Below are 17,788 nucleotides of genomic sequence, written 5' to 3'. Positions count from 1 at the left end.
ACTGGCTAGAGAAATGAATAAGAAAAGAAGTTAATCACTTTTCGCGAAAATCTTCTCGAGTCTGTTTTTAATCTCCTCAGTCTGGTTTTGATTTACTAGAACTCGTTCATTTTTGCCATTCCTAATAGTCATGCTTATCCACCAAAACTGAAGTCCAAAAAAAACGATTCCAACAAATGCAAGTGCTAGATATCCTCCATTAATGCTGTCAATCATTAGTTGTGACCTTTCATTGTGTCGCCAATAACTGTTGGTGTCATAAGTAAGAAGGGATTGAAAGTTCTCGGGTTCTGCTTTAATCGATCCATCATCCACGATTTCTTAAACCACCAAGGATTTCTTACCTTTCTAGAAAAACACTGATGCGTAACACAAAGACAAAACAACATTGCTCTCAATACTGTACTCCTTAAATAAATGCGCTAAAAAAAAGGTATGACAATCTTTCCCATCACTAAATGGCATCTTTTCGCGACAGAGTGAATGCTCATCTGCCGATCGTTCTTCAATTCCTTAGCACAGCTTCATTGGTAGTTATTGCACTTAGTGCGATTTGCGGTTCAAAGTCTTTAAAGCAACTAGCCGGCAGCCATGAGGTTCAAGGAGCTAGTCAAATGCATAAAGGGCAGATGATGCATAAGCACCATCTGCACAAAAACCGATAGGAAGAGAAAGCTTTATTAATAGAAAAGAAAAGCAAGTTTCTCTTGGGTCTAAACACCCTCAAAGACTCATACTGGCAAAAAATATTAGGCTCAAGGGATCTGAGATATTGACCAAATGTCCATTCGAACTTTTAAAACGCCATTAATTGAGCGTTATGTAAACGCTTAGCCTTTTCCTTTCTTGCAGCTAAATTGGCATTTAAATCTGACTGATCCTGAAACTTACTTCCACGGGAAGTGGCAATTAACTGAGCCTTGTGAATGCGATCTGATTTTTTGATGTGGGAGCGAATTAATGGGAGAGTGTTCATGACGTTCCTCCGAAGTGACAGCCCCGTTCCCTGCTGCCAAAACATGCATCCCAGCCAAGGGACGAACGTACTAAAACGGTAGCAACGGATACTAAATCTTGGCTTGGTAAGAATTACCTATTCGATTTTTTTGAAACTAGAGAAATGGTGAAAAATGGAAGAAGTGGCGGCAGCATGAAAGATCTTCCACCTCACTTCCTTCGAGGGAAAAGAGAAAGAAGTTGTCTTCCATATTCCTGGTGCATTCCCAACACCGATGGTTGATGAACTAATGCAGGAATGTTTCCCTGAATACAAGACTGTTCTTATTCGCTGTGCTGAAACCTTTTATCGGATGCGTGAGGGGGCAAGGGTATGACTGTTGATTGGAAAGAATCAGATGGAGCAGAGTGGCGGGAAGAATTCAAGCAACTCAAAGGGACTGTCTCTATTGATGACCTCAAATTGCTGGATGAAGGAGCAACAACCATGAAAGAGGCATGGCGACTAGGCGCTCTTCATGCTGAATACAAACGACTGAAGAGAAACCAACCACCAGACCTGCCAGATATAAAGCGATGAACTATTCCGATGCGCTTTTCATATTTGCTCCCACCATTGGATTAGTGATTTTCTTTGTGGTGATGAATATCGTGATTACAAGGATCTTTAGCAAGGATCGCAACCAATAAAGATCAAAGTAAACCTCATTCATGGTGGCAAGATCTTTGAAGACATAGTGATCTAGTGCTCTACCCTCAGGGGATGTCTTGTACATGGGAGGTACATAAGGCAGTGCGAAAGCACTATCGTTTTAGCAACTAATAAATCAATCAAAACCTCGAGATCGAGGATTTAATCAAATCACCCATTTTTACCCAAACCTCTTGATATGAAAGCAATTAACTACTGGCTAATGAAAAGTTATAAACCAATGAAACTCAGCGATCTCTTTAAATCTAATCTAGAAAAATTCTAGCAAGCTATTTTCAGGTTTCTAAATCCTGCTCTCAAAACAAATAGTAGGCAAAACTCCATCTACAAATATTTTTGTTTTTAAGTGAAGGGTTTTTGACCTCCTTGAGAGAAGACCCTTTTGATTAACAAAACAATTGATCAGCTTGGATAACACACAACCATCTATCCCAAACCAGAAAAATTTTAGGACTATTCAGTTTTCTGGTCTCAAGGGAAAGGCTCTTGGAATAAAGATGAGTGATATCCCAAGCATGAAAGCCATTACGGAAGTTGTTCCTAAGCACTGTTTCGCACGTAAGACATCAACTTCCTTGGCCTACCTTTTGCAAACAGTCGCAATCCAGGCAGTAATTGTCGCGATAGGACTAGCCATTCCTTTCACGCAAGCAATGATTCCAGTTTGGATTCTCTATGCCTTTATTTCAGGGACTACCGCAATGGGCTTCTGGGTTATCGCTCACGAATGTGGGCATGGAGCCTTCTCTGATAACCGGACTTTGCAAACAGTGATTGGTTATCTGCTGCACTCGTTCTTGCTCGTTCCATACTTTTCTTGGCAACGGACACATTCCATTCACCATCGTTTTACTAATCACATAACTGATGGCGAAACTCACGTGCCAATAGTGGTCGATGGCAATGGAATCAGCGAAAAAGTCGGAGGAGAGAACGAATTAGCTCTCTCAACTGCTCTAGGAAAAACTATATACGGGCTAATGCAACTCCTATTGCACCTTGGCTTTGGTTGGCCTGCATATTTGTTGACTGGCAGCACAGGGGGACCTAAATACGGGACTTCGAACCACTTTTGGCCAAGGGAACCCTTCTCTACAAAACTGTGGCCTTCTAATTGGGTAAAGAAGGTTTGGATCTCAGATCTTGGGATAGCTTTGGTATTAGTAGGACTTTTTATATCGGGGCTTAAGTATGGGATAACTCCTTTAATAGCAATGTATTTAGGTCCGTTATTAGTAGTCAATTGCTGGCTAGTTATATACACCTGGCTTCACCATACGGATACAGATGTTCCCCACCTCTCCAACTCAGACTTCTCTTTTATGAGAGGTGCCTTCCTCTCAATTGATCGGCCTTATGGAAAAGTTTTGAATTTCCTACATCATCAAATTGGCTCAAGTCACGTAATTCACCACATTTTTCCAACAATTCCTCATTACCACGCTAGAGAGGCAACTATTGCAATAAAAAAAGCTTTCCCTAAGGCCTATCTTTTCAACCCAGTCCCAATACATAAGGCTCTCTGGAATATCGCTTGTAATTGCATTGCTGTTGAGGCAGAGAAAAATGATGGTCGATATATATGGCAAAACTCTTACATAAATTAGGATTGATTTCCCCATGGAAATTGGAAATATTTTTTACGTTCCAAAAGGAAATAAATGGATTTAATCGCATTAGACAAGAAGGCTGCCCAGGCCATCCAGAAGCGTTTCGGGCTTAGCAACTATCAAATGCTCAACTTGAGCTGGGTCTTTGGTTTTGGAGCGGGAGTTATTGCCACATTGGTTTTGCACTGGCTGTTCTCGCCTAATTAATCCTGCGCCGCTTAACCCTTAAAACCGAAAAGGCGAGATAATGAAAACAACGAAACCCTCGAGATCGAAAGTTTATCCAAACTCTATTCAAGCCACCCATTTTTCGCCCAAATCCCTTGATATAGCTGAATTCAGCTACACACTGATGAACACTTAAATGTCTTTGCGCCATCCTTTATTTCATAGAACCATTAAGGCTCTATTTATTGATGTGCAAGAAGCAGGTTATGAGCACCCAACTCTTGAGAACATCAACGCATTTAGAAATGAGCTAGTTCAAGAACTAGAAGAAGGAATCCTCCCGATCATCGAACGATGTTGCTATCAGAATCCATCCATCAAAAGAAATGAAGAGGAGTCAGATATTCCTCAATGCTGAAATCAGCTTCATTGAGTGTCTTGTCGAGAGGTAGAAATCAAGAAACTCAAGGCTCATAGATAAAGCTAATAGACTAGAACTTCAAAGCTCATTGATAAAGAACTTTTATGGACAAGAAAGGAGCAAAGGGTTACTGGATTTCCACGGCAACGGTAACTAATCCAGAGTTATTTGCTGAATATTTAGAAAAAGTGGGGCCATGGTTAAAAGAAGTTGGTGGGGAAGTATTTGCGAAAGACACAGAGCCTCAAGGGAAAGAAAGAACAGAAGGAGCAAACTTGGCAGTAATTTGTGAATTCCCTTCTATGCGAGCAGCAGTGGGAGCTTATGAATCCGCTAAATATCAAGAATTATCGAAGCTTCGTAAAGCTGCTACAAGCAACGCGACTTTCACAATCATGGAAGGTATGGACGAGGCTACAAAACTAAAAAGAGCCATGGGACTTTAAGAATTAGAAATTCTGCTTCTGCCTGTCCTGAAGTATTAAGAGATTGCAGAAGTCCCCCATTGGGTATCTAACGATTGTTCAGGTGCATCAAAAGCTCTATGAATATATGACTGTCAATCTTTAGCAGTTGCTAAACGAGAAAGATAAGCATCTCTCGTGCCTGCATTAATCCACCCTGTAGCAATTGTTTTAGTCCCTTTAGCATTCACTTGCCCACGGTGAATATGAGATGGACCTGCCGGAAAAATCAAGAGTTTCCCTCTTTCTGCAGATTCATTATGTTCTTGCCAATAAAACTCAGTGGCAGCTGCATCAATGTCATTGCAATAAAGGATCCAAGCAAGAACTCTATGAACAGGCTCTGTTAACTCATCGCTGATAGTCCAATCACAGTGCCAACGCTTGAAACCTTCCCCAGGGGCATAACGTTGGATGTTGAAAATTGGGATTACAAATAAAGACTGGTCTGGAACACACTCTCTCAATAAAGGACGGTCTTGAAGATATTTGTTGAGAGCAGCAGTAACACCTCGAACAATTACATCTGAAAGAGCAAATGCCTCTGGATCTGAACGATCAATTGCAACCAGGCTTATATCTGTAGAAACTTTGGCTGGTTTCGACTCAGCTGAAGATGAGTGATTACCGAATGCAACTCCATTACGTTGAAGATCATGACGGCGATCAAAGAATGACATAACCCCATCGGCAAGAGATTCGAAACCGGGGTTGCGATAAGAAGCAATCAGGTCCAAAGACACTCCTTTTCTATAGTGGTTGATATCAAACCAGGTACCTTTCCAAAGATATACCTCTGTAGCTCAATGAGCTAGAAAATAGAAAAAGGGGGTTTCAACCTTTATTCCAACCACCCATTTTCGCTGAGATCCCATGGCACAAAGAGATTCGTAAATGGGTTTAGTTATCCATCGTTGAAGCATGAACGCTCATACTGAGCTTCTGTGTGCAAATCTCAAAGATATCGGCAAAGAATTCTGTCTACACTTCGTAGAGCTTACAGGTGGATTTTGTGGGATGAAGTTTGCATTCCTGGTCCCAAAAGTCGCCCTGCCTTTCATTAGGTAACTGATAAGAGAAATCGTGAATGCGGTCAATATCTCTAAGTGGGTTCGCAACAACAGTAAAAGGAGTTCTTAGTTTCATAATCCTCCTATTCGGTTACTTCCTTTCTAACACATCTATAAGAATTAGATATAGGGTTTTTACTCAAGTATTTAGGCTTTACGGTTCTCACTAACTAAAGTGTTATTAACCGAAACAGGTGATATTTACCGAATCAATTTCTTCGGTTTACATCATTACTTTATCTGAAAAGTTAGGACAAAGTAAGAGTGTTCCCGCACAGAACATCATGTACACATCTTTATTCGATACTTTCTTTGCCGACTCTTTCTTCTCACCTACCAGGACTGTTTATGTTGTCTCTGATAGTCAACTAGAAGAGATCAAGCGTAAGCAGCGGCAAGAGGAGCTCGACAATCTTGAGGCTTCTCGCAAGAGACTAGAAGAAACTTATCAGTCACGCATCAAAATCATTGATGAACGAGAGCATGAGCTTCAAGAAGAGCTAAAAGCTCTAGCGCCAGCAGAAAAAAAAACTGAACTCGCTGCTGAAGAAACTGAAAAATGCGCTATCAAGGCTTAATCCTTTCGACTCACTGAGTGATGGGGATCACTAAGGACGTATTCAAGGGGCCTTAATGGCTCCTTTTTCTTGTCCAGTTTTTAGAGAAACATTCTTTTATCAATAAAGAGTTAAAAAGCCCCCATGCAGAAAAGAGGCTTCTTGTATTAAGACCGTTTGATCCCCATCACCCGGCCATTGGGTTGACATTAGTCACTGTCAAGCGATTTGTCATCGGTAGATACACGCTATTTATAGTGTGACTTATACAACTGATAAGCAAATACACTACTAGTGGGGGTTGATTTTGAGCTGGATCTCGCTTAGAAAATAAGTCCCCCATCACCCAGGCCCGGCGCATTTCGCAAGGGCCTTTTTTATTGCCTAGGTCTAAGCACCATCCAGTGCTCTGTGATCCAGACACCCTAGTTAGGACAGTCGATCCCGTCAGAAAGCAGTACGTTTTGAGTATGAATTAGTAGAAAATTCTCTAGCAAAATTGCTGAGATGCTTTAGTTTTTATTTGCCAGCAGGAATTATCTAATGTCTATTGATCCTGAAGTCATCCCTCCTTCTAGTTCAGCAGGCAAAAATGCAGTCAGCTTTGTGCCTAAATGGGCTATTTACGGAGCTGTTGGGTTAGGAGTATTAGTTGTCGTTGGGATACTGAAAGCTCTTCTCCCATTGATCTTGATGGGACTACTAATAGGTTTTATCTGGAAACAAGCCAAGACTTACTAAATCGAGATAGAAGCAAAGACTAATGACTGAAAAGAAAACAGCGGCAAAAAGAATCCTTGAACTGTTAGGAGATTCCATGAAGAAGGGGGACGTATTCGATGTCCCCCTTTGAGTCCAGTTCTTATTTTTTACACCAACGAACTTAGACTCCTAGTTGATTTCTAGCCAACCAATAACCAAGACCCAAGAGTAAAAACACCTCTTTTGCTCTTCACTGGCTAATGAACAGTTAAAAGCTATTGTTACCAAGGGGTCTGAGGCATTAACCAAAATCCATTCGAACTTTTAAGACGCCATTAATTGAGCGTTATGTAGACGCTTGGCCTTCTCCTTTCTTGCAGCAGAATTGGCATTTAAAGCTGACTGGTCGTGAAATTTACTTCCATGGGAAGTGGCAATTAACTGAGCCTTGTGAATGCGATCTGCTCGTTTGATGTGCGAGCGAATTAATGGGAGAGTGTTCATTACGTTCCTCCGAAGTGACAGCCCCGTTCCCTGCTGCCAAAACATGCATCCCAGCAAAGGGACGAACGTACAGAAATGGTCTAGCGATGGAGAACTCTCAGCAGTAGACATGGCAAGAATTCTTGATCGGCTTGCAAACCCAGAACTCACAGAGTGTCATCTAGCTTGCAATATCGACGACTAATGATTCAATCTACTATCCTTCCAAGAGGAAATTCTATTAGGAGAAAATGGTGGAATCTCAAGAGCGCAGTGATGATATTCAACTTGTTGAGAAGAATCTTCAATTAATACTCAGTTCTAATTCTTATGACTTAGCACATGAAGATTTAGAATTATTGAATAGTGATGAAATGCGCGGAGTCCGCATGTTACTTGAAATTAGCAAGCCAGAACAAATACTCGAAAAAGAAAAGATTATATCAACTATAATTGTATTCGGAGGAGCGAACATTTCAGACAAACTTTCTACAAAAAGAAAGCTTGAGGAAGCAAGCAAAATTTTAAAAGAAAATCCAGACTCAAGTCAACTAAAACGAAAAAAAGACAGGTTAGAAAAATTATACTCAATGGCTCATTACTATGATTCTGCAAGAGAGTTTTCTAGAATTATTTCTAGAGAAAATCAAATCAAAGAATGTCGTTCTCATGTAATCGTGACTGGTGGTGGCCCTGGCATTATGGAAGCTGCTAATAGAGGTGCTTTTGACGCAGACTGTAAATCAATTGGCTTAAATATCAGTATTCCTAAAGAGCAACATCCAAATCCATTTATCACGCCTGGACTTTGTTTTAAATTTAATTATTTTGCATTACGCAAAATTCACTTTGTAATGCGTTCGATTGCAGCTGTTTTTTTTCCTGGTGGTTTTGGAACACTTGATGAACTATTTGAGCTCTTAACACTTCGCCAAACTGGCATGAAAAACGATATCCCTATCATTCTTTTTGGGAAAGAATATTGGTCTAAAACGATTAATTTTCAACTACTTGCAGATTCTGGACTTATTGCAGATAACCACTTAAAACTCTTTCGATATGCAGATACTGCAGTAGAAGCCTGGGAAATAATCAGGCAGGAAGCTTCGATCTAAATGGATTTGCCAGGAATGACCTTTCGTAATGAGGGAAAGCCCAGTCGGGACGAAAGCACTCGAAAGTCATGCGGACATGGTGGTGATGATTTATCGCGATGAGTACTACAACCCTGAATCAGATGAACGAGGCATAACAGAACTGATCACTTGCAAGCATCGCAATGGTCCCCTTGAGACCGTGAAACTCCTGTTTGAACCTCAGTACACACGATTTAGAAATTTGGCGGCTTAACCATGGAAGACTTAGGCGAATTTAAAAAATATTGCACAAATATCTGAGCTGATATAACGAGATAGGCAGGGCATATAAGCCCCCATATACCCCTCGAGAAAGTCACCATGAGGATGAATGGATTGATTCATCGACCTAGTTTCTAAAGTCTTGGAATCGATCCTCAACGTCGGAGAGAAAAGGAAAGCTTGAATACTCTATGCAGAAACACGTACCGCCTTGGCATCACTCCATCAATGAGCGATGTGTGGATAGGTTTTGAATATTGTGTGGATAGAAAAAATTGGAATAACTCAGATCTGTTGCCGTTACTGGATTTCTCAACAGACTCTTCTTATTGGGAATAGATATGTTTTCTGTCAGTTGTGATCTGTTTGTTATTAATAATAGAAATTATTATTTTTTATTCTGCACTAACCAATAAGCAAAAAGAATTGAGCCCCAAATTGGCAGCAAATAAAGTGCTGTAATAAAGCCCATGAAAATAACTGAAAGGACAAAAATAATCACGCTAAAAATCCCAGCTCTGATCAGCCAATTTCTTATGCGTTCAGGCCAACTTTCTTGACTCAGAAAATTTACTCCATTTGAAAGATGCCTTGTTCTTTCTAGGCGAAAATCCTCAAAATAAGTATAACTACTATCCCCGTCGGGGTTAATTCCCCTTTTGAGAACCCAGACTCTCATATCAAGAATCCCCAAGCTACCTATGTAAAACTACTATCAATACTCCAATAGAAGATGGCTCTGATATGGACGGATCTCCGAATATAAAGGACTTCAATGCTAAAACAAATAAGCTAAGAGCAGTCAAGTGCCAAGTTGGTCAAATGAAGAAGATTAGGGCTGTAACTATAGCTTTAAGTTTTGGGCTGATTTTCCCTACAGCATCATTAGCTGAAGTGCCAGAAAAAATCCATCAACGCTGCCTTGAGGCAAGGGATTATATGGGTTGTGTCAAAGCCATGCGAAGGAATCCAGGGCTGAAGAAAAATGGGTTTATTGGAATTGGAATACGAATCTTTTTAGACCAAGAGACTGCAAACCTAATTGTTCATTCTTCTATAAAAGGATCACCAGCAGCCAAATCCGGAATCAAATCAGGTGATGTGATTCTCTCTATCGATGGTAGGTCAACAAAAGGGATGGGTCTCAAGGAAGCCATCGAATTAATAAAGGGAGAAGAAGGGAGCAATATCAGAATCGTCTTTGAGAGAATGAATGACTCAGGCAAAAGAAATAAGATCAAACGGCGTCTTAAAAGAGAAAAGATCTTGATTTCTAATCAACCAGTCTCATTACAACCACAATTTAGACAATGGATATATAAAGGATTTCCAGATGATTTCTCACCATTTTTTCCTAAGACAGATTGCAAGCCAACAGAAGAAAACGAAGATAGACTTGGTTTACAAACCTAATTCAAAGAAATCCGCCTTAATAGCAACTTTGTTTCGCTGAAGAGGATCTCAAACAAGAGAGAAGTTGCCAGAATCTTTTAATTATTGGAGCAAAAGCTCATGGCAAACGTCCTAATTTGATTAAATTACAAACCTCGTTATCTAATCATCATCTAAGCCTTGGAGTGAATGAGATGTTTCTTAATGAGTTACACCACCATCCATAATTGTGATATTGGTATCACTAGAATTAGCCCAACGCAACTTGCTCAATTCTTGATATTCAGCACTGTTATAAGCCTCAATAGCAGCTTTTTTGGATGGGAACTCGATAATCACTGCTAATTTTCCACCTTGTCCTTCTACAGTTTTTGACTCCAAATCTTTAGCAAAAACTGCTCCTCCTACTGATTCAACCCAAGGTTGAAATGCTTCAACATATTCAGCAAATGCTGGATTAGTAACGGTTGTCGTGACAATCCAGAAACCCTTGGCCATCAGAAAAAATCAATTCGAAACAGCATTACATGCTCCTTGCAATTTGGAAATGTACGTCAGAAAATAAATACAAAAGTAACTCGGCAAGGGATAATATAATCTTTGCCTTATTAGTAATAGAAGCTTGATTGAAATAGAATAGACATAAGAGGGTGAGAATGTTAAGCCATCCACACATTGCAATATCGCTGAGATCCCATGGCACAACAGGAAATCAACTACTAGCTAATAAAAAGTTCCTTTTGAGTGATAGCAATCGATCTCAGCGAATCAGAAATTTCTATCCAAACTTTATCCAAACTAGAGAAATGGTGAAAATGGAGGAAGAAAAGACAAAAAGCCATTTTTTGTGCCGTTATGAACTACATCTTTAGTCCTTAGTAGCTATCTATAAAGAGGGCATCTGAGTAAAGCGCATTCAGACGCATTCCTCAAAGAGCCTCTTAATCAAGGCCAAAAAATGTGCTTTGACCATCTTCAATCTCTAAGCAATGGAAAAACTTCTTTATCGTGGCAGCAAATATACCCAACACAAAGAAATTGTGTCTAAAAAGTCTGTCCAATTAAAGTACAGGCGGAGCATTTACAATCAAAGAAGACAATTAACATCTAAAGTTCAAAATAATTTAATCTACCGTGGTATCAAATACTTGTCTAAAGGGTCTACTAATAAGCCTTACAGCTCTGAAGCTAATAAAAAAGTCTTCTCGTTAGCAAGGGATATTATTAATGCACAGTTTAATCTGGCCAACGATGAACTGAGTCGCAAACTATGGAATGAGGTTGCAGCTCTTAAAATTGATCCACAACGTATTATTAATCTTATGTATAGATGCTGCTCAAATGAAGATAACCAAAGCATGTTAGAAGCTGATTTAGATTATTTCTCGAAAGAATAATTACAATAGATCCCTCCAAGGCAAACAATTGCAAACACAAGCTAATAATCAAATCTAACGTTTAAATTAAGAGCTAACCTTATTCAAGAAAGGCATATTTGGATTGAATATTATTTTTTGTAGCAATTGCAACATATGAATAGTATGGATCTCTGCTGTAATGGTCATAAATTTATTTTCAAGAAAAGGGCTTTAAATGGTCAACCGCCTCTATAGTCCAAAATCAAAAAGAAGATTAATAACAAGATCTTCTAAGCAAATAAATGATTTAAGCCACCTCAGTAATTTGAATAATGGACTAGATAGAGACATTGCTGCAATGAAGAAAGTTTGGGGAATGCTATTAGAAGGTTCAATCCGTTGGTTTGGCGAAGTAGGTCGTCAATATTAGTTTTCCGATTTGGCTTCTAAAGAGAGATAAAAGAGCCAAATGACTATTTCTTGTATCTAAATATACATAGCATAATCTTCTGATCTACTATAGGAATAGCAGATTAGCAATATTTTAAATACGTCAATCAATCCAAATTCATCTTGGATGTAATAGTGCTGTATCTAAATATACTAAACTTTAAATTCAAGAAATTTCCATTTTGGTTTAATCTGATACATAAAGAGTGAGCCGCTAAATGCATTAATAGGAGATGAATTTTATTCCTTTTGAATGAATAGAAGTCTGGCCTCAAAAAATTTACAAGGCTGAGGTATTCCTCAGTTGATTATTCTCTTTTTTTCACATACCAATCAATAGCATTACACATCTAAACCATGCAACCGTATCTAGAAGGGAAGAAATTAAATAAAATAGAAAAGAATAAGGCAATGAAAGATGGGCTTCTACTAGGTAGTCAAATAGAAGAATTTGCCAAGATTGGTTGGGAGAAAATTGACAAAACTGACTTAGAACTTCGCTTGAAATGGTATGGAATGTTCTGGCGGCCTAAAACACCAGGAAAATTTATGCTCCGTTTACGAGTAACTAATGGAATACTAAATGCACATCAATTAAATTTAATTGCATCTATTGTTGCTCGTTATGCAGAAGATGGAAGTTGCGATATCACTACAAGGCAAAACCTTCAACTCCGTGGAATTCTTATTAGTGACCTACCTGAAATTCTTAGACGTCTAAAAGATGCTGATATAGAAACTATCCAATCAGGGTTTGATAACCCAAGAAATGTCACAGGTAATCCATTAGCAGGAATCGATCCAAAAGAAATTATAGATACCCGGCCATATACATTGGAGTTGGAAAATTACTTAACTAAGAATGGAGAAGGAAATCCTGAATTCTCTAATTTGCCGAGAAAATGGAACACTGCAGTAGCAGGTTCTCATGACAACTTTCTTTTGCATAATGACATTATTTTCCACCCAGTTATAAAAGAAGGGGAACTTGGTTTTAGTGTTTGGGTTGGAGGGATTCTTTCTTCTCAATTAAATGACTACGCTATTCCTCTTAATGTATGGGTTAAACCACATGAAATCTGTAATTTCACAGGTGTAGTTATATCTAGTTGGCGTGATGGTGGAGAACGTTATAAACGACCTAAAGGACGATTTAGGTTCTATTTAAATGAAGTGGGAGTAGAAAATTTTAGGAATCATGTTCAAGAAAAATTTGGAAGACTTATTCCAGACCCTGGTTCTATATTTTCACAAAAACCACGTTCTTTCTTTGGGATTCATCCTCAAAAGCAGTTAGGACTTAACTATGCAGGCATACATATTCCAGTAGGTCGGCTTTCAGCAGAAGAACTTCAAGATTTAGCCAGCATAAGTGCAACCTATGGGAGCAGTGAAGTTCGTCTTACTGAAGATCAAAATGTGGTTATAATTAATATCCCAGACAAGCAAATTGATAATTTTAAAGCTGATCCTTTATTAAAGAAATTTCCTCTCAACCCAAAAACAATAGCAGCAGGGACTGTCTCATGTACAGGTAATACCTACTGCAGTTTTGCTTTGACAAATACTAAAGATCAGGCTCTAAAGATATCTAAAGAGCTTGACTCAGAAATTGATTTACCTGAAGAACTAAAGATTCACTGGACAGGATGTCCCAATAGTTGCGGTCAAGCTTATATGGGCGCAATAGGCCTAACCGGGACAAAAGCTAGAAATGCTGACGGGGAAATGATTGAGGCTTATGACATATCAATTGGAGGAGAACAAGGCCCAAATCAAAAAATAGGAGAGTTAAAACATAAATCAGTACCTACTGCTGAATTGAAGAATCTATTAAAAAGATTATTGATTGAAAATTACTCGGCAATTCCAAAGACCAAGAATTCCTCTGAGAAATTTATTACTTTAAAGCAGATTATTGGTTGGATTCGGCAATTAGGTAAAAGCAGTAATTCTCCATAAGCTGCTTTTACCAAACCAAAATCATTTATTAACTTCTCCATGCAATTTAAATCAAATTCAACTGATTTCTTTAGTCGCATTGTCAATTGGCTAAGTGAATTTGGGAGTGACCGTCCACTCATTAATCGTCAAGGTGGAAGTAAAGATCCTTTTTCAAGGCTAATGAATCGCATTAGTAGGTAAATCAATCAATTTAAAAACATCTTCAACACAATCATTTTCCCAAACATGGATGCAAACACCTCACAAATGGATTATGTCCTTCCTAATGAATTAGTCGATGGAATGATCGCAGCGGGTGGAAAAAAATCTACTGTAAGTACAAAAAACTTACTGGTAAGAGGTTTTTACTCTGGGGCAATACTTGGCTTGGCTACATGTCTAGCAATAACTGTAGGTATTCAATCTGGGATGCCTTTCCTTGGCTCAGTTATTTTCCCGTTTGGATTTGCAAGCATAGTGCTTTTTGGTATGGAGCTAGTTACTGGAAATTTTGCTCTATTACCTATGGCAACATGGGCGGGTAAATCCTCCTGGAAAGCCACATTTAGAAATTGGGGTTGGGTCTGGATAGGTAATTTCTTAGGCACATTTCTTGTAGCAGTTTTACTTTCAATTAGTTTGACAAGCGCAGGCACTATTGACCCTTTATCTGCAGCTGAAGGAGGTAAAGGATGGGCTGTTGTTGCATCAAAACTGATATCTATAAATCAATCAAATGTTCTTACCAAGTATGAGTCTCTAGGGAGTACTGGACTTTTCCTAGCATTTATACGAGGTGTTATTGCTAACTGGCTCGTATGTCTTGGAGTCACAATGGCTCTTGTAAGTAAAAGTGTTCCAGGAAAACTTCTTGCTTGTTGGCTACCAATTACTGCATTCCAAACAATGGGCATGGAGCACATTGTTGTAAACATGTTTTTGCATACAGCAGGTCCTCTTCTTGGCTCTGGAGTGCCCTTCATTAAGGTTATTTTTTGGAATTTCCTGCCAGTTACTGTTGGCAACATTATTGGAGGAATGGTTTTTATAGGCATGCTCTTCTACAGCACACATCGCACCAAGATGCCCAATGTCCTGCCAACAGTTCATGATGAAAAGCTGGAACGAGAACTAGCAGCAGAACTTGGTGCACGCTAAGGCCAAAGGACTATCTATGGCCATCAATGAAGACTCAATCTGGGAAAGACTCAACCAATCCCGCAGGGTTCCCCTCGAGCCTTGTTGGTTGGGTGAGGTTTATTCACTCAATCTTCAGGCAGACCTTCGCTTTGCAATAACTGAGCAACTCGGATTACTAAGCAATAAAGGTTGGCCAGTTTTAGAGTTGATAATCAAAAAAGCAGGAGCTCAACCAGAGTTAATTCATGCAGCAGGACTTTGTCATCAGACTGAGGCAAAAACTTGGTTGCTAAAGCTGCTCAAAGAAGAGAAACAACTCAGGCTGCCAGTTCTGCAAGCACTTGCCTGCTGGGGAGGTGAACTTTCAATCATGCTCCTTAGGAATGTCTTAAGCGAAAAATCCCAACCCCTTCTTTTAGCAGGATTGGAATTACTCAAATTCAAAGTTCATCAACTCAGTGATGATCTTCTTCTTGATCTTGTTCAGAAACCATTAAAAGATTTTCGCGATCCAATTGTGTTATCAACCATTAGGGTTTTACAACGGCGCAATAGTGCAGCCGTCAACTCACAAATTGCAGAAATTGCTAAGAACGGATCAGAAGCAACAGCTCGAGCAGCTCTTCTTGCCCTCAGTTGTATAGCTACTCCCCATAGCCTTGCAACCCTGTCAAATCTTCTCAATGAGCTCCCCCAAGGCCCCCTAAAAGAGATGGCCCAAAAGCAACTTCAACTTCAACTTCAATACAAATAGGTCAAGATAGAAAAAATTGGAATAACTCAGATCTTTTGCCGTTACTAGTTTTCTCAACAGACCCTTCTTATTGGGAATAGAGGAGTTTTTCTGTCAGTTGCGATCTGTTTGTATTAGTAATCAAAACTTGATTGAAATAGAATAGAAATAAGAGGGTGAGAATGTTAAGTCATCCACACATCGCAATATCGCTGAGATCCCATGGCACAACAGGAAATCAACTACTGGCTAATGAACAAGTGCATTTGAGTGATAGCAAGTGCTCTCGGCGAATCGTGGACATTTACTCAAACTTTACTCAAACTCCTTTTTACTTCAAATAAGTGGAATATTGACCTAGAACAACTAGACAAAGGAAAAACAACCAATCATGCGCTGCTTACTTCTTGCCCCACTTTTATTGACATTTTCCATCCCTGTTCAAGCAGCCGATCCAGCTGTTCATTTAGTTCTCTCTTTCTCTAGAGGCACAGGGTCACAGTCCTCTGTATCCATGCCAATGGCTTCTATGGACGTATGCCAGGAAGAAGGAGCATTAGCCACTAGCAGAAACACAAAAGAGTACAACACATTCTTCTGGTGCATTGATGGAGGAGTTCAATAATATGAAACCAAAGCATGCTTTGATTCTTCTTCCATTTTTTGCCTCTCTATTTAGCCCAGCCTTTGCGGACTTTGGAGATGCTGATTTCTCAGAAGAACTTTTTAAAGATGGGCCTAAGAGTTATCACGATGCTTGGTGTCGAAAAATACGAAATAAATGTCGTGTTCGATTTCAAGGATCTGGGATGTGGGTCGAAGGCCAAGGAGGGATTCAAGCTTCTCAGTACATAAAGTATAGAAATGACCAAGATGGCCGAGAACACTACAACTACATCACATATAGAGCAAAGAATGGCCGAATAAAGCAGGCCCTATTTCTTTTCTCTAAAGACAAAGCTCAAAGAAACTTCGTAAAAGCTTTATTTCGCTGGAAAAAACAAGATTCTTTGCCCTATCCCAACTTCCGATTCCCAAATAGCCAAGGGCCACAAGATACGCAAGGTAGAGATAAAGGGCTGAACCCCTATGACAATCCACCTATTACTGACTGGTCAAAGAAAACCAGAGAAATAGATGAAATGTGCGATTCACGTGTCCATAGAAACAATCCTCTTTGTAGGTCTTACAGATAATGGTACTGAGCTGAAACCCTGAGATCGAGGGTTTATTCAAACTTTATTCAAACCGCCCATTTTCGCCCAAACCCCTTGATATGACTGAAATTAACTACTGGCTAATGAAAAGTTCCCTTTAGGTGATAGCAACCGATCTCAGCGAATCAAGAATTTCTATTCAAACTTTATTCAAACTAGAGAAATGGCAGAGATGAAAGAAGAAAAAATCAGGGTTACGTAATGAAAATGGTTATCGTTCTCGCCTTCTGATATTTTTATAGAGCGATTGTCATTGTCCAAAGAATGAGCCAAACATGGCTGATCTCGGGTTCGCCAGGCTGCGGCAAAACCAGCTGGATACTCAAAACAATGCAAGGCCATCAAGGTAAATGCGGATATTTGCGACTAGATGGCTATCCCTCTAAGGGACTAGAGCAGGTGTCTGACTCAGGAATCGATAAGGCATTTCTCAAGGATCAATTCCCTCAACTCATAGATCTATCGGATTCCCATCATGCCTCCAGATCGCAACAAGGCGACCTGCTCACATTGATTGAGCTTCCCCAGTTCCAGGCTCCTCAGCATGCAGGCCTAACGGATATGGATCCTCGCGTCAAAAATCAGCTTGAAACCTTGCAACTTCATCCTGACAGGCATCTCCACTTTGGTCGGGATCCTGAATTGCCAAACAAAGACACATTGGAATTCAAAAAACTTGAATCCTTCAGCCTCAGTCTTAATACCAGCGTCTGGGATCCACCCAGCCTGAATACCTTTTGGTTCGAGCTAGTGAACGGAGCATATGGCGACGTCTATCGAGCTAAGGGCTTGATGAACTTGCCAGATGGGCGCTCTATTTTCTTCAACTGGATCGTGAGCCAAGAAAGCTCACAGTTCCTTCCACTTCAAGAAATTTCAGATCCAAATGGGAGACCTCGCAGCTTGTCTGAGCTTGTTGTCCAAGGAAAACATCTTGATTGCCTGCGCATTCAATCAACGATCGACCTCTGCCTACTAAACGATGCCGTACTTGAGATGCATCAAATGCCTCTTAGGGATCGACAAAAAGAAGCTATTCCCTCAACCTAATC

General features: G+C 39.8%; 26 protein-coding genes and 1 pseudogene. 21 read left to right on the top strand and 6 right to left on the bottom strand.

Translation table 11 applies throughout. From position 1 onward, the window contains the following. Positions 1-30: 30 nt before the first annotated feature. On the bottom strand, positions 31-315 hold the full coding sequence (locus tag SOI84_RS08160; protein WP_320674038.1) for a hypothetical protein: 285 nt from the start codon (positions 313-315) through the stop codon (positions 31-33). 143 nt (positions 316-458) lie between these two features. Between SOI84_RS08160 and SOI84_RS08155 the strand changes: the two genes are divergently transcribed. Continuing rightward, positions 459-665 carry a hypothetical protein gene (locus tag SOI84_RS08155; protein ID WP_320674037.1) on the top strand — a complete coding sequence of 69 codons (207 nt, stop codon included), beginning with the start codon at positions 459-461 and terminating at the stop codon, positions 663-665. A 131-nt stretch (positions 666-796) separates the two neighbouring features. On the opposite strand, the gene SOI84_RS08150 is transcribed toward SOI84_RS08155, so the two are convergent. Further along, complete coding sequence (locus tag SOI84_RS08150) at positions 797-976, bottom strand: hypothetical protein (protein ID WP_320674036.1); 180 nt, start codon at positions 974-976, stop codon at positions 797-799. A 354-nt stretch (positions 977-1,330) separates the two neighbouring features. On the opposite strand from SOI84_RS08150, the gene SOI84_RS08145 reads away from it, so the two are divergent. The 6 genes from SOI84_RS08145 (at position 1,331) to SOI84_RS08125 (ending at position 4,314) form a co-directional block, all read left to right on the top strand. Beyond that, entirely contained in the window at positions 1,331-1,537 is a 207-nt protein-coding gene (locus SOI84_RS08145; protein ID WP_320674035.1) for a hypothetical protein, read from the top strand. Positions 1,538-1,702: 165 nt separating this feature from the next. After that, positions 1,703-1,780, top strand: a complete 78-nt coding sequence (locus SOI84_RS10015; RefSeq protein ID WP_414153635.1) for a cupin domain-containing protein — start codon at positions 1,703-1,705, stop codon at positions 1,778-1,780. 386 nt (positions 1,781-2,166) lie between these two features. Beyond that, a complete protein-coding gene (locus tag SOI84_RS08140; RefSeq protein ID WP_320675436.1) occupies positions 2,167-3,276 on the top strand; it encodes a fatty acid desaturase in 1,110 nt (369 codons plus the stop codon). Between the two features lie 54 nt (positions 3,277-3,330). Next, complete coding sequence (locus SOI84_RS08135; RefSeq protein ID WP_320674034.1) at positions 3,331-3,486, top strand: hypothetical protein; 156 nt, start codon at positions 3,331-3,333, stop codon at positions 3,484-3,486. Between the two features lie 157 nt (positions 3,487-3,643). Then, positions 3,644-3,865, top strand: a complete 222-nt coding sequence (locus tag SOI84_RS08130; protein ID WP_320674033.1) for a carbonic anhydrase — start codon at positions 3,644-3,646, stop codon at positions 3,863-3,865. Between the two features lie 107 nt (positions 3,866-3,972). Next, positions 3,973-4,314: a DUF1330 domain-containing protein gene (locus SOI84_RS08125; RefSeq protein ID WP_320674032.1), complete on the top strand. Its 342-nt coding sequence runs from the start codon at positions 3,973-3,975 to the stop codon at positions 4,312-4,314. Between the two features lie 113 nt (positions 4,315-4,427). Here SOI84_RS08125 and SOI84_RS08120 read toward each other — a convergent pair whose 3' ends face one another. Then, positions 4,428-5,069, bottom strand: coding sequence for a 2OG-Fe(II) oxygenase (locus SOI84_RS08120; RefSeq protein WP_320675434.1), 642 nt, complete (start codon positions 5,067-5,069; stop codon positions 4,428-4,430). A 527-nt stretch (positions 5,070-5,596) separates the two neighbouring features. Here SOI84_RS08120 and SOI84_RS08115 point away from each other — a divergent pair. Beyond that, the gene (locus tag SOI84_RS08115) at positions 5,597-5,980 is read left to right on the top strand and encodes a hypothetical protein (protein WP_320674031.1); all 384 of its coding nucleotides are present in this window, start codon (positions 5,597-5,599) and stop codon (positions 5,978-5,980) included. Positions 5,981-6,502: 522 nt separating this feature from the next. Continuing rightward, positions 6,503-6,700 (top strand): hypothetical protein, encoded by a 198-nt coding sequence (locus SOI84_RS08110; RefSeq protein ID WP_320674030.1) that lies wholly within the window; start codon positions 6,503-6,505, stop codon positions 6,698-6,700. 285 nt (positions 6,701-6,985) lie between these two features. Here SOI84_RS08110 and SOI84_RS08105 read toward each other — a convergent pair whose 3' ends face one another. Further along, positions 6,986-7,165: a hypothetical protein gene (locus SOI84_RS08105; RefSeq protein ID WP_320674029.1), complete on the bottom strand. Its 180-nt coding sequence runs from the start codon at positions 7,163-7,165 to the stop codon at positions 6,986-6,988. A gap of 43 nt (positions 7,166-7,208) precedes the next feature. On the opposite strand from SOI84_RS08105, the gene SOI84_RS08100 reads away from it, so the two are divergent. The 3 genes and pseudogenes from SOI84_RS08100 to SOI84_RS08090 all read left to right on the top strand — a co-directional run. Further along, the gene (locus tag SOI84_RS08100) at positions 7,209-7,349 is read left to right on the top strand and encodes a hypothetical protein (RefSeq protein ID WP_320674028.1); all 141 of its coding nucleotides are present in this window, start codon (positions 7,209-7,211) and stop codon (positions 7,347-7,349) included. Between the two features lie 46 nt (positions 7,350-7,395). Further along, entirely contained in the window at positions 7,396-8,259 is an 864-nt protein-coding gene (locus SOI84_RS08095) for an LOG family protein (protein WP_320674027.1), read from the top strand. 55 nt (positions 8,260-8,314) lie between these two features. Beyond that, positions 8,315-8,494 (top strand): annotated as a pseudogene (locus SOI84_RS08090) (DnaB-like helicase C-terminal domain-containing protein); the annotation flags it as partial. A gap of 396 nt (positions 8,495-8,890) precedes the next feature. Here SOI84_RS08090 and SOI84_RS08085 read toward each other — a convergent pair. Beyond that, positions 8,891-9,181, bottom strand: a complete 291-nt coding sequence (locus SOI84_RS08085; RefSeq protein ID WP_320674026.1) for a hypothetical protein — start codon at positions 9,179-9,181, stop codon at positions 8,891-8,893. Positions 9,182-9,246: 65 nt separating this feature from the next. On the opposite strand from SOI84_RS08085, the gene SOI84_RS08080 reads away from it, so the two are divergent. Further along, positions 9,247-9,915 carry a PDZ domain-containing protein gene (locus SOI84_RS08080; RefSeq protein WP_320674025.1) on the top strand — a complete coding sequence of 223 codons (669 nt, stop codon included), beginning with the start codon at positions 9,247-9,249 and terminating at the stop codon, positions 9,913-9,915. Between the two features lie 180 nt (positions 9,916-10,095). On the opposite strand, the gene SOI84_RS08075 is transcribed toward SOI84_RS08080, so the two are convergent. Then, positions 10,096-10,392, bottom strand: coding sequence for a DUF1330 domain-containing protein (locus tag SOI84_RS08075; protein ID WP_320674024.1), 297 nt, complete (start codon positions 10,390-10,392; stop codon positions 10,096-10,098). Between the two features lie 491 nt (positions 10,393-10,883). Here SOI84_RS08075 and SOI84_RS08070 point away from each other — a divergent pair, with 491 nt between their 5' ends. From SOI84_RS08070 to SOI84_RS08035, 8 genes are all read left to right on the top strand, one after another. Beyond that, positions 10,884-11,291, top strand: a complete 408-nt coding sequence (locus tag SOI84_RS08070) for a DUF4278 domain-containing protein (RefSeq protein ID WP_320674023.1) — start codon at positions 10,884-10,886, stop codon at positions 11,289-11,291. A gap of 196 nt (positions 11,292-11,487) precedes the next feature. After that, complete coding sequence (locus SOI84_RS08065; protein WP_320674022.1) at positions 11,488-11,682, top strand: hypothetical protein; 195 nt, start codon at positions 11,488-11,490, stop codon at positions 11,680-11,682. Positions 11,683-12,059: 377 nt separating this feature from the next. Further along, positions 12,060-13,664 (top strand): ferredoxin--nitrite reductase, encoded by a 1,605-nt coding sequence (locus SOI84_RS08060; RefSeq protein WP_320674021.1) that lies wholly within the window; start codon positions 12,060-12,062, stop codon positions 13,662-13,664. A 249-nt stretch (positions 13,665-13,913) separates the two neighbouring features. Further along, positions 13,914-14,804, top strand: a complete 891-nt coding sequence (locus SOI84_RS08055) for a formate/nitrite transporter family protein (RefSeq protein ID WP_320675433.1) — start codon at positions 13,914-13,916, stop codon at positions 14,802-14,804. Beyond that, positions 14,794-15,540, top strand: coding sequence for a HEAT repeat domain-containing protein (locus SOI84_RS08050; RefSeq protein WP_320674020.1), 747 nt, complete (start codon positions 14,794-14,796; stop codon positions 15,538-15,540). Before SOI84_RS08055 ends, SOI84_RS08050 begins: the two co-directional genes overlap by 11 nt. Positions 15,541-15,910: 370 nt before the next feature. Further along, positions 15,911-16,144 (top strand): hypothetical protein, encoded by a 234-nt coding sequence (locus tag SOI84_RS08045; RefSeq protein ID WP_320674019.1) that lies wholly within the window; start codon positions 15,911-15,913, stop codon positions 16,142-16,144. Position 16,145: 1 nt separating this feature from the next. Beyond that, positions 16,146-16,715, top strand: a complete 570-nt coding sequence (locus tag SOI84_RS08040; RefSeq protein WP_320674018.1) for a hypothetical protein — start codon at positions 16,146-16,148, stop codon at positions 16,713-16,715. Between the two features lie 285 nt (positions 16,716-17,000). Further along, complete coding sequence (locus SOI84_RS08035; RefSeq protein WP_320674017.1) at positions 17,001-17,786, top strand: ATPase; 786 nt, start codon at positions 17,001-17,003, stop codon at positions 17,784-17,786. Positions 17,787-17,788 lie beyond the last annotated feature (2 nt).

Origin of the sequence: Prochlorococcus sp. MIT 1341, assembly GCF_034092415.1 — a bacterium.
Lineage (GTDB): Bacteria > Cyanobacteriota > Cyanobacteriia > PCC-6307 > Cyanobiaceae > AG-363-P08.
The sequence above is the reverse complement of the archived record's forward strand: the minus strand, read 5'-3'. Positions and strand labels throughout refer to the sequence as shown.

Excerpts from the sequence above, each read along its gene's own strand:
- SOI84_RS08110 (WP_320674030.1), top strand. The coding sequence starts at position 6,503 with ATGTCTATTGATCCTGAAGTCATCCCTCCTTCTAGTTCAGCAGGCAAA.
- SOI84_RS08075 (WP_320674024.1), bottom strand. The coding sequence starts at position 10,392 with ATGGCCAAGGGTTTCTGGATTGTCACGACAACCGTTACTAATCCAGCA.
- SOI84_RS08060 (WP_320674021.1), top strand. The coding sequence starts at position 12,060 with ATGCAACCGTATCTAGAAGGGAAGAAATTAAATAAAATAGAAAAGAAT.
- SOI84_RS08125 (WP_320674032.1), top strand. The coding sequence starts at position 3,973 with ATGGACAAGAAAGGAGCAAAGGGTTACTGGATTTCCACGGCAACGGTA.
- SOI84_RS08035 (WP_320674017.1), top strand. The coding sequence starts at position 17,001 with ATGAGCCAAACATGGCTGATCTCGGGTTCGCCAGGCTGCGGCAAAACC.
- SOI84_RS08095 (WP_320674027.1), top strand. The coding sequence starts at position 7,396 with ATGGTGGAATCTCAAGAGCGCAGTGATGATATTCAACTTGTTGAGAAG.
- SOI84_RS08100 (WP_320674028.1), top strand. The coding sequence starts at position 7,209 with ATGCATCCCAGCAAAGGGACGAACGTACAGAAATGGTCTAGCGATGGA.
- SOI84_RS08130 (WP_320674033.1), top strand. The coding sequence starts at position 3,644 with ATGTCTTTGCGCCATCCTTTATTTCATAGAACCATTAAGGCTCTATTT.
- SOI84_RS08070 (WP_320674023.1), top strand. The coding sequence starts at position 10,884 with ATGGAAAAACTTCTTTATCGTGGCAGCAAATATACCCAACACAAAGAA.
- SOI84_RS08105 (WP_320674029.1), bottom strand. The coding sequence starts at position 7,165 with ATGAACACTCTCCCATTAATTCGCTCGCACATCAAACGAGCAGATCGC.
- SOI84_RS08040 (WP_320674018.1), top strand. The coding sequence starts at position 16,146 with ATGAAACCAAAGCATGCTTTGATTCTTCTTCCATTTTTTGCCTCTCTA.
- SOI84_RS08055 (WP_320675433.1), top strand. The coding sequence starts at position 13,914 with ATGGATTATGTCCTTCCTAATGAATTAGTCGATGGAATGATCGCAGCG.
- SOI84_RS08080 (WP_320674025.1), top strand. The coding sequence starts at position 9,247 with ATGGACGGATCTCCGAATATAAAGGACTTCAATGCTAAAACAAATAAG.
- SOI84_RS08145 (WP_320674035.1), top strand. The coding sequence starts at position 1,331 with ATGACTGTTGATTGGAAAGAATCAGATGGAGCAGAGTGGCGGGAAGAA.
- SOI84_RS08065 (WP_320674022.1), top strand. The coding sequence starts at position 11,488 with ATGGTCAACCGCCTCTATAGTCCAAAATCAAAAAGAAGATTAATAACA.
- SOI84_RS08135 (WP_320674034.1), top strand. The coding sequence starts at position 3,331 with ATGGATTTAATCGCATTAGACAAGAAGGCTGCCCAGGCCATCCAGAAG.
- SOI84_RS08155 (WP_320674037.1), top strand. The coding sequence starts at position 459 with ATGGCATCTTTTCGCGACAGAGTGAATGCTCATCTGCCGATCGTTCTT.
- SOI84_RS08045 (WP_320674019.1), top strand. The coding sequence starts at position 15,911 with ATGCGCTGCTTACTTCTTGCCCCACTTTTATTGACATTTTCCATCCCT.
- SOI84_RS08150 (WP_320674036.1), bottom strand. The coding sequence starts at position 976 with ATGAACACTCTCCCATTAATTCGCTCCCACATCAAAAAATCAGATCGC.
- SOI84_RS08085 (WP_320674026.1), bottom strand. The coding sequence starts at position 9,181 with ATGAGAGTCTGGGTTCTCAAAAGGGGAATTAACCCCGACGGGGATAGT.
- SOI84_RS08140 (WP_320675436.1), top strand. The coding sequence starts at position 2,167 with ATGAGTGATATCCCAAGCATGAAAGCCATTACGGAAGTTGTTCCTAAG.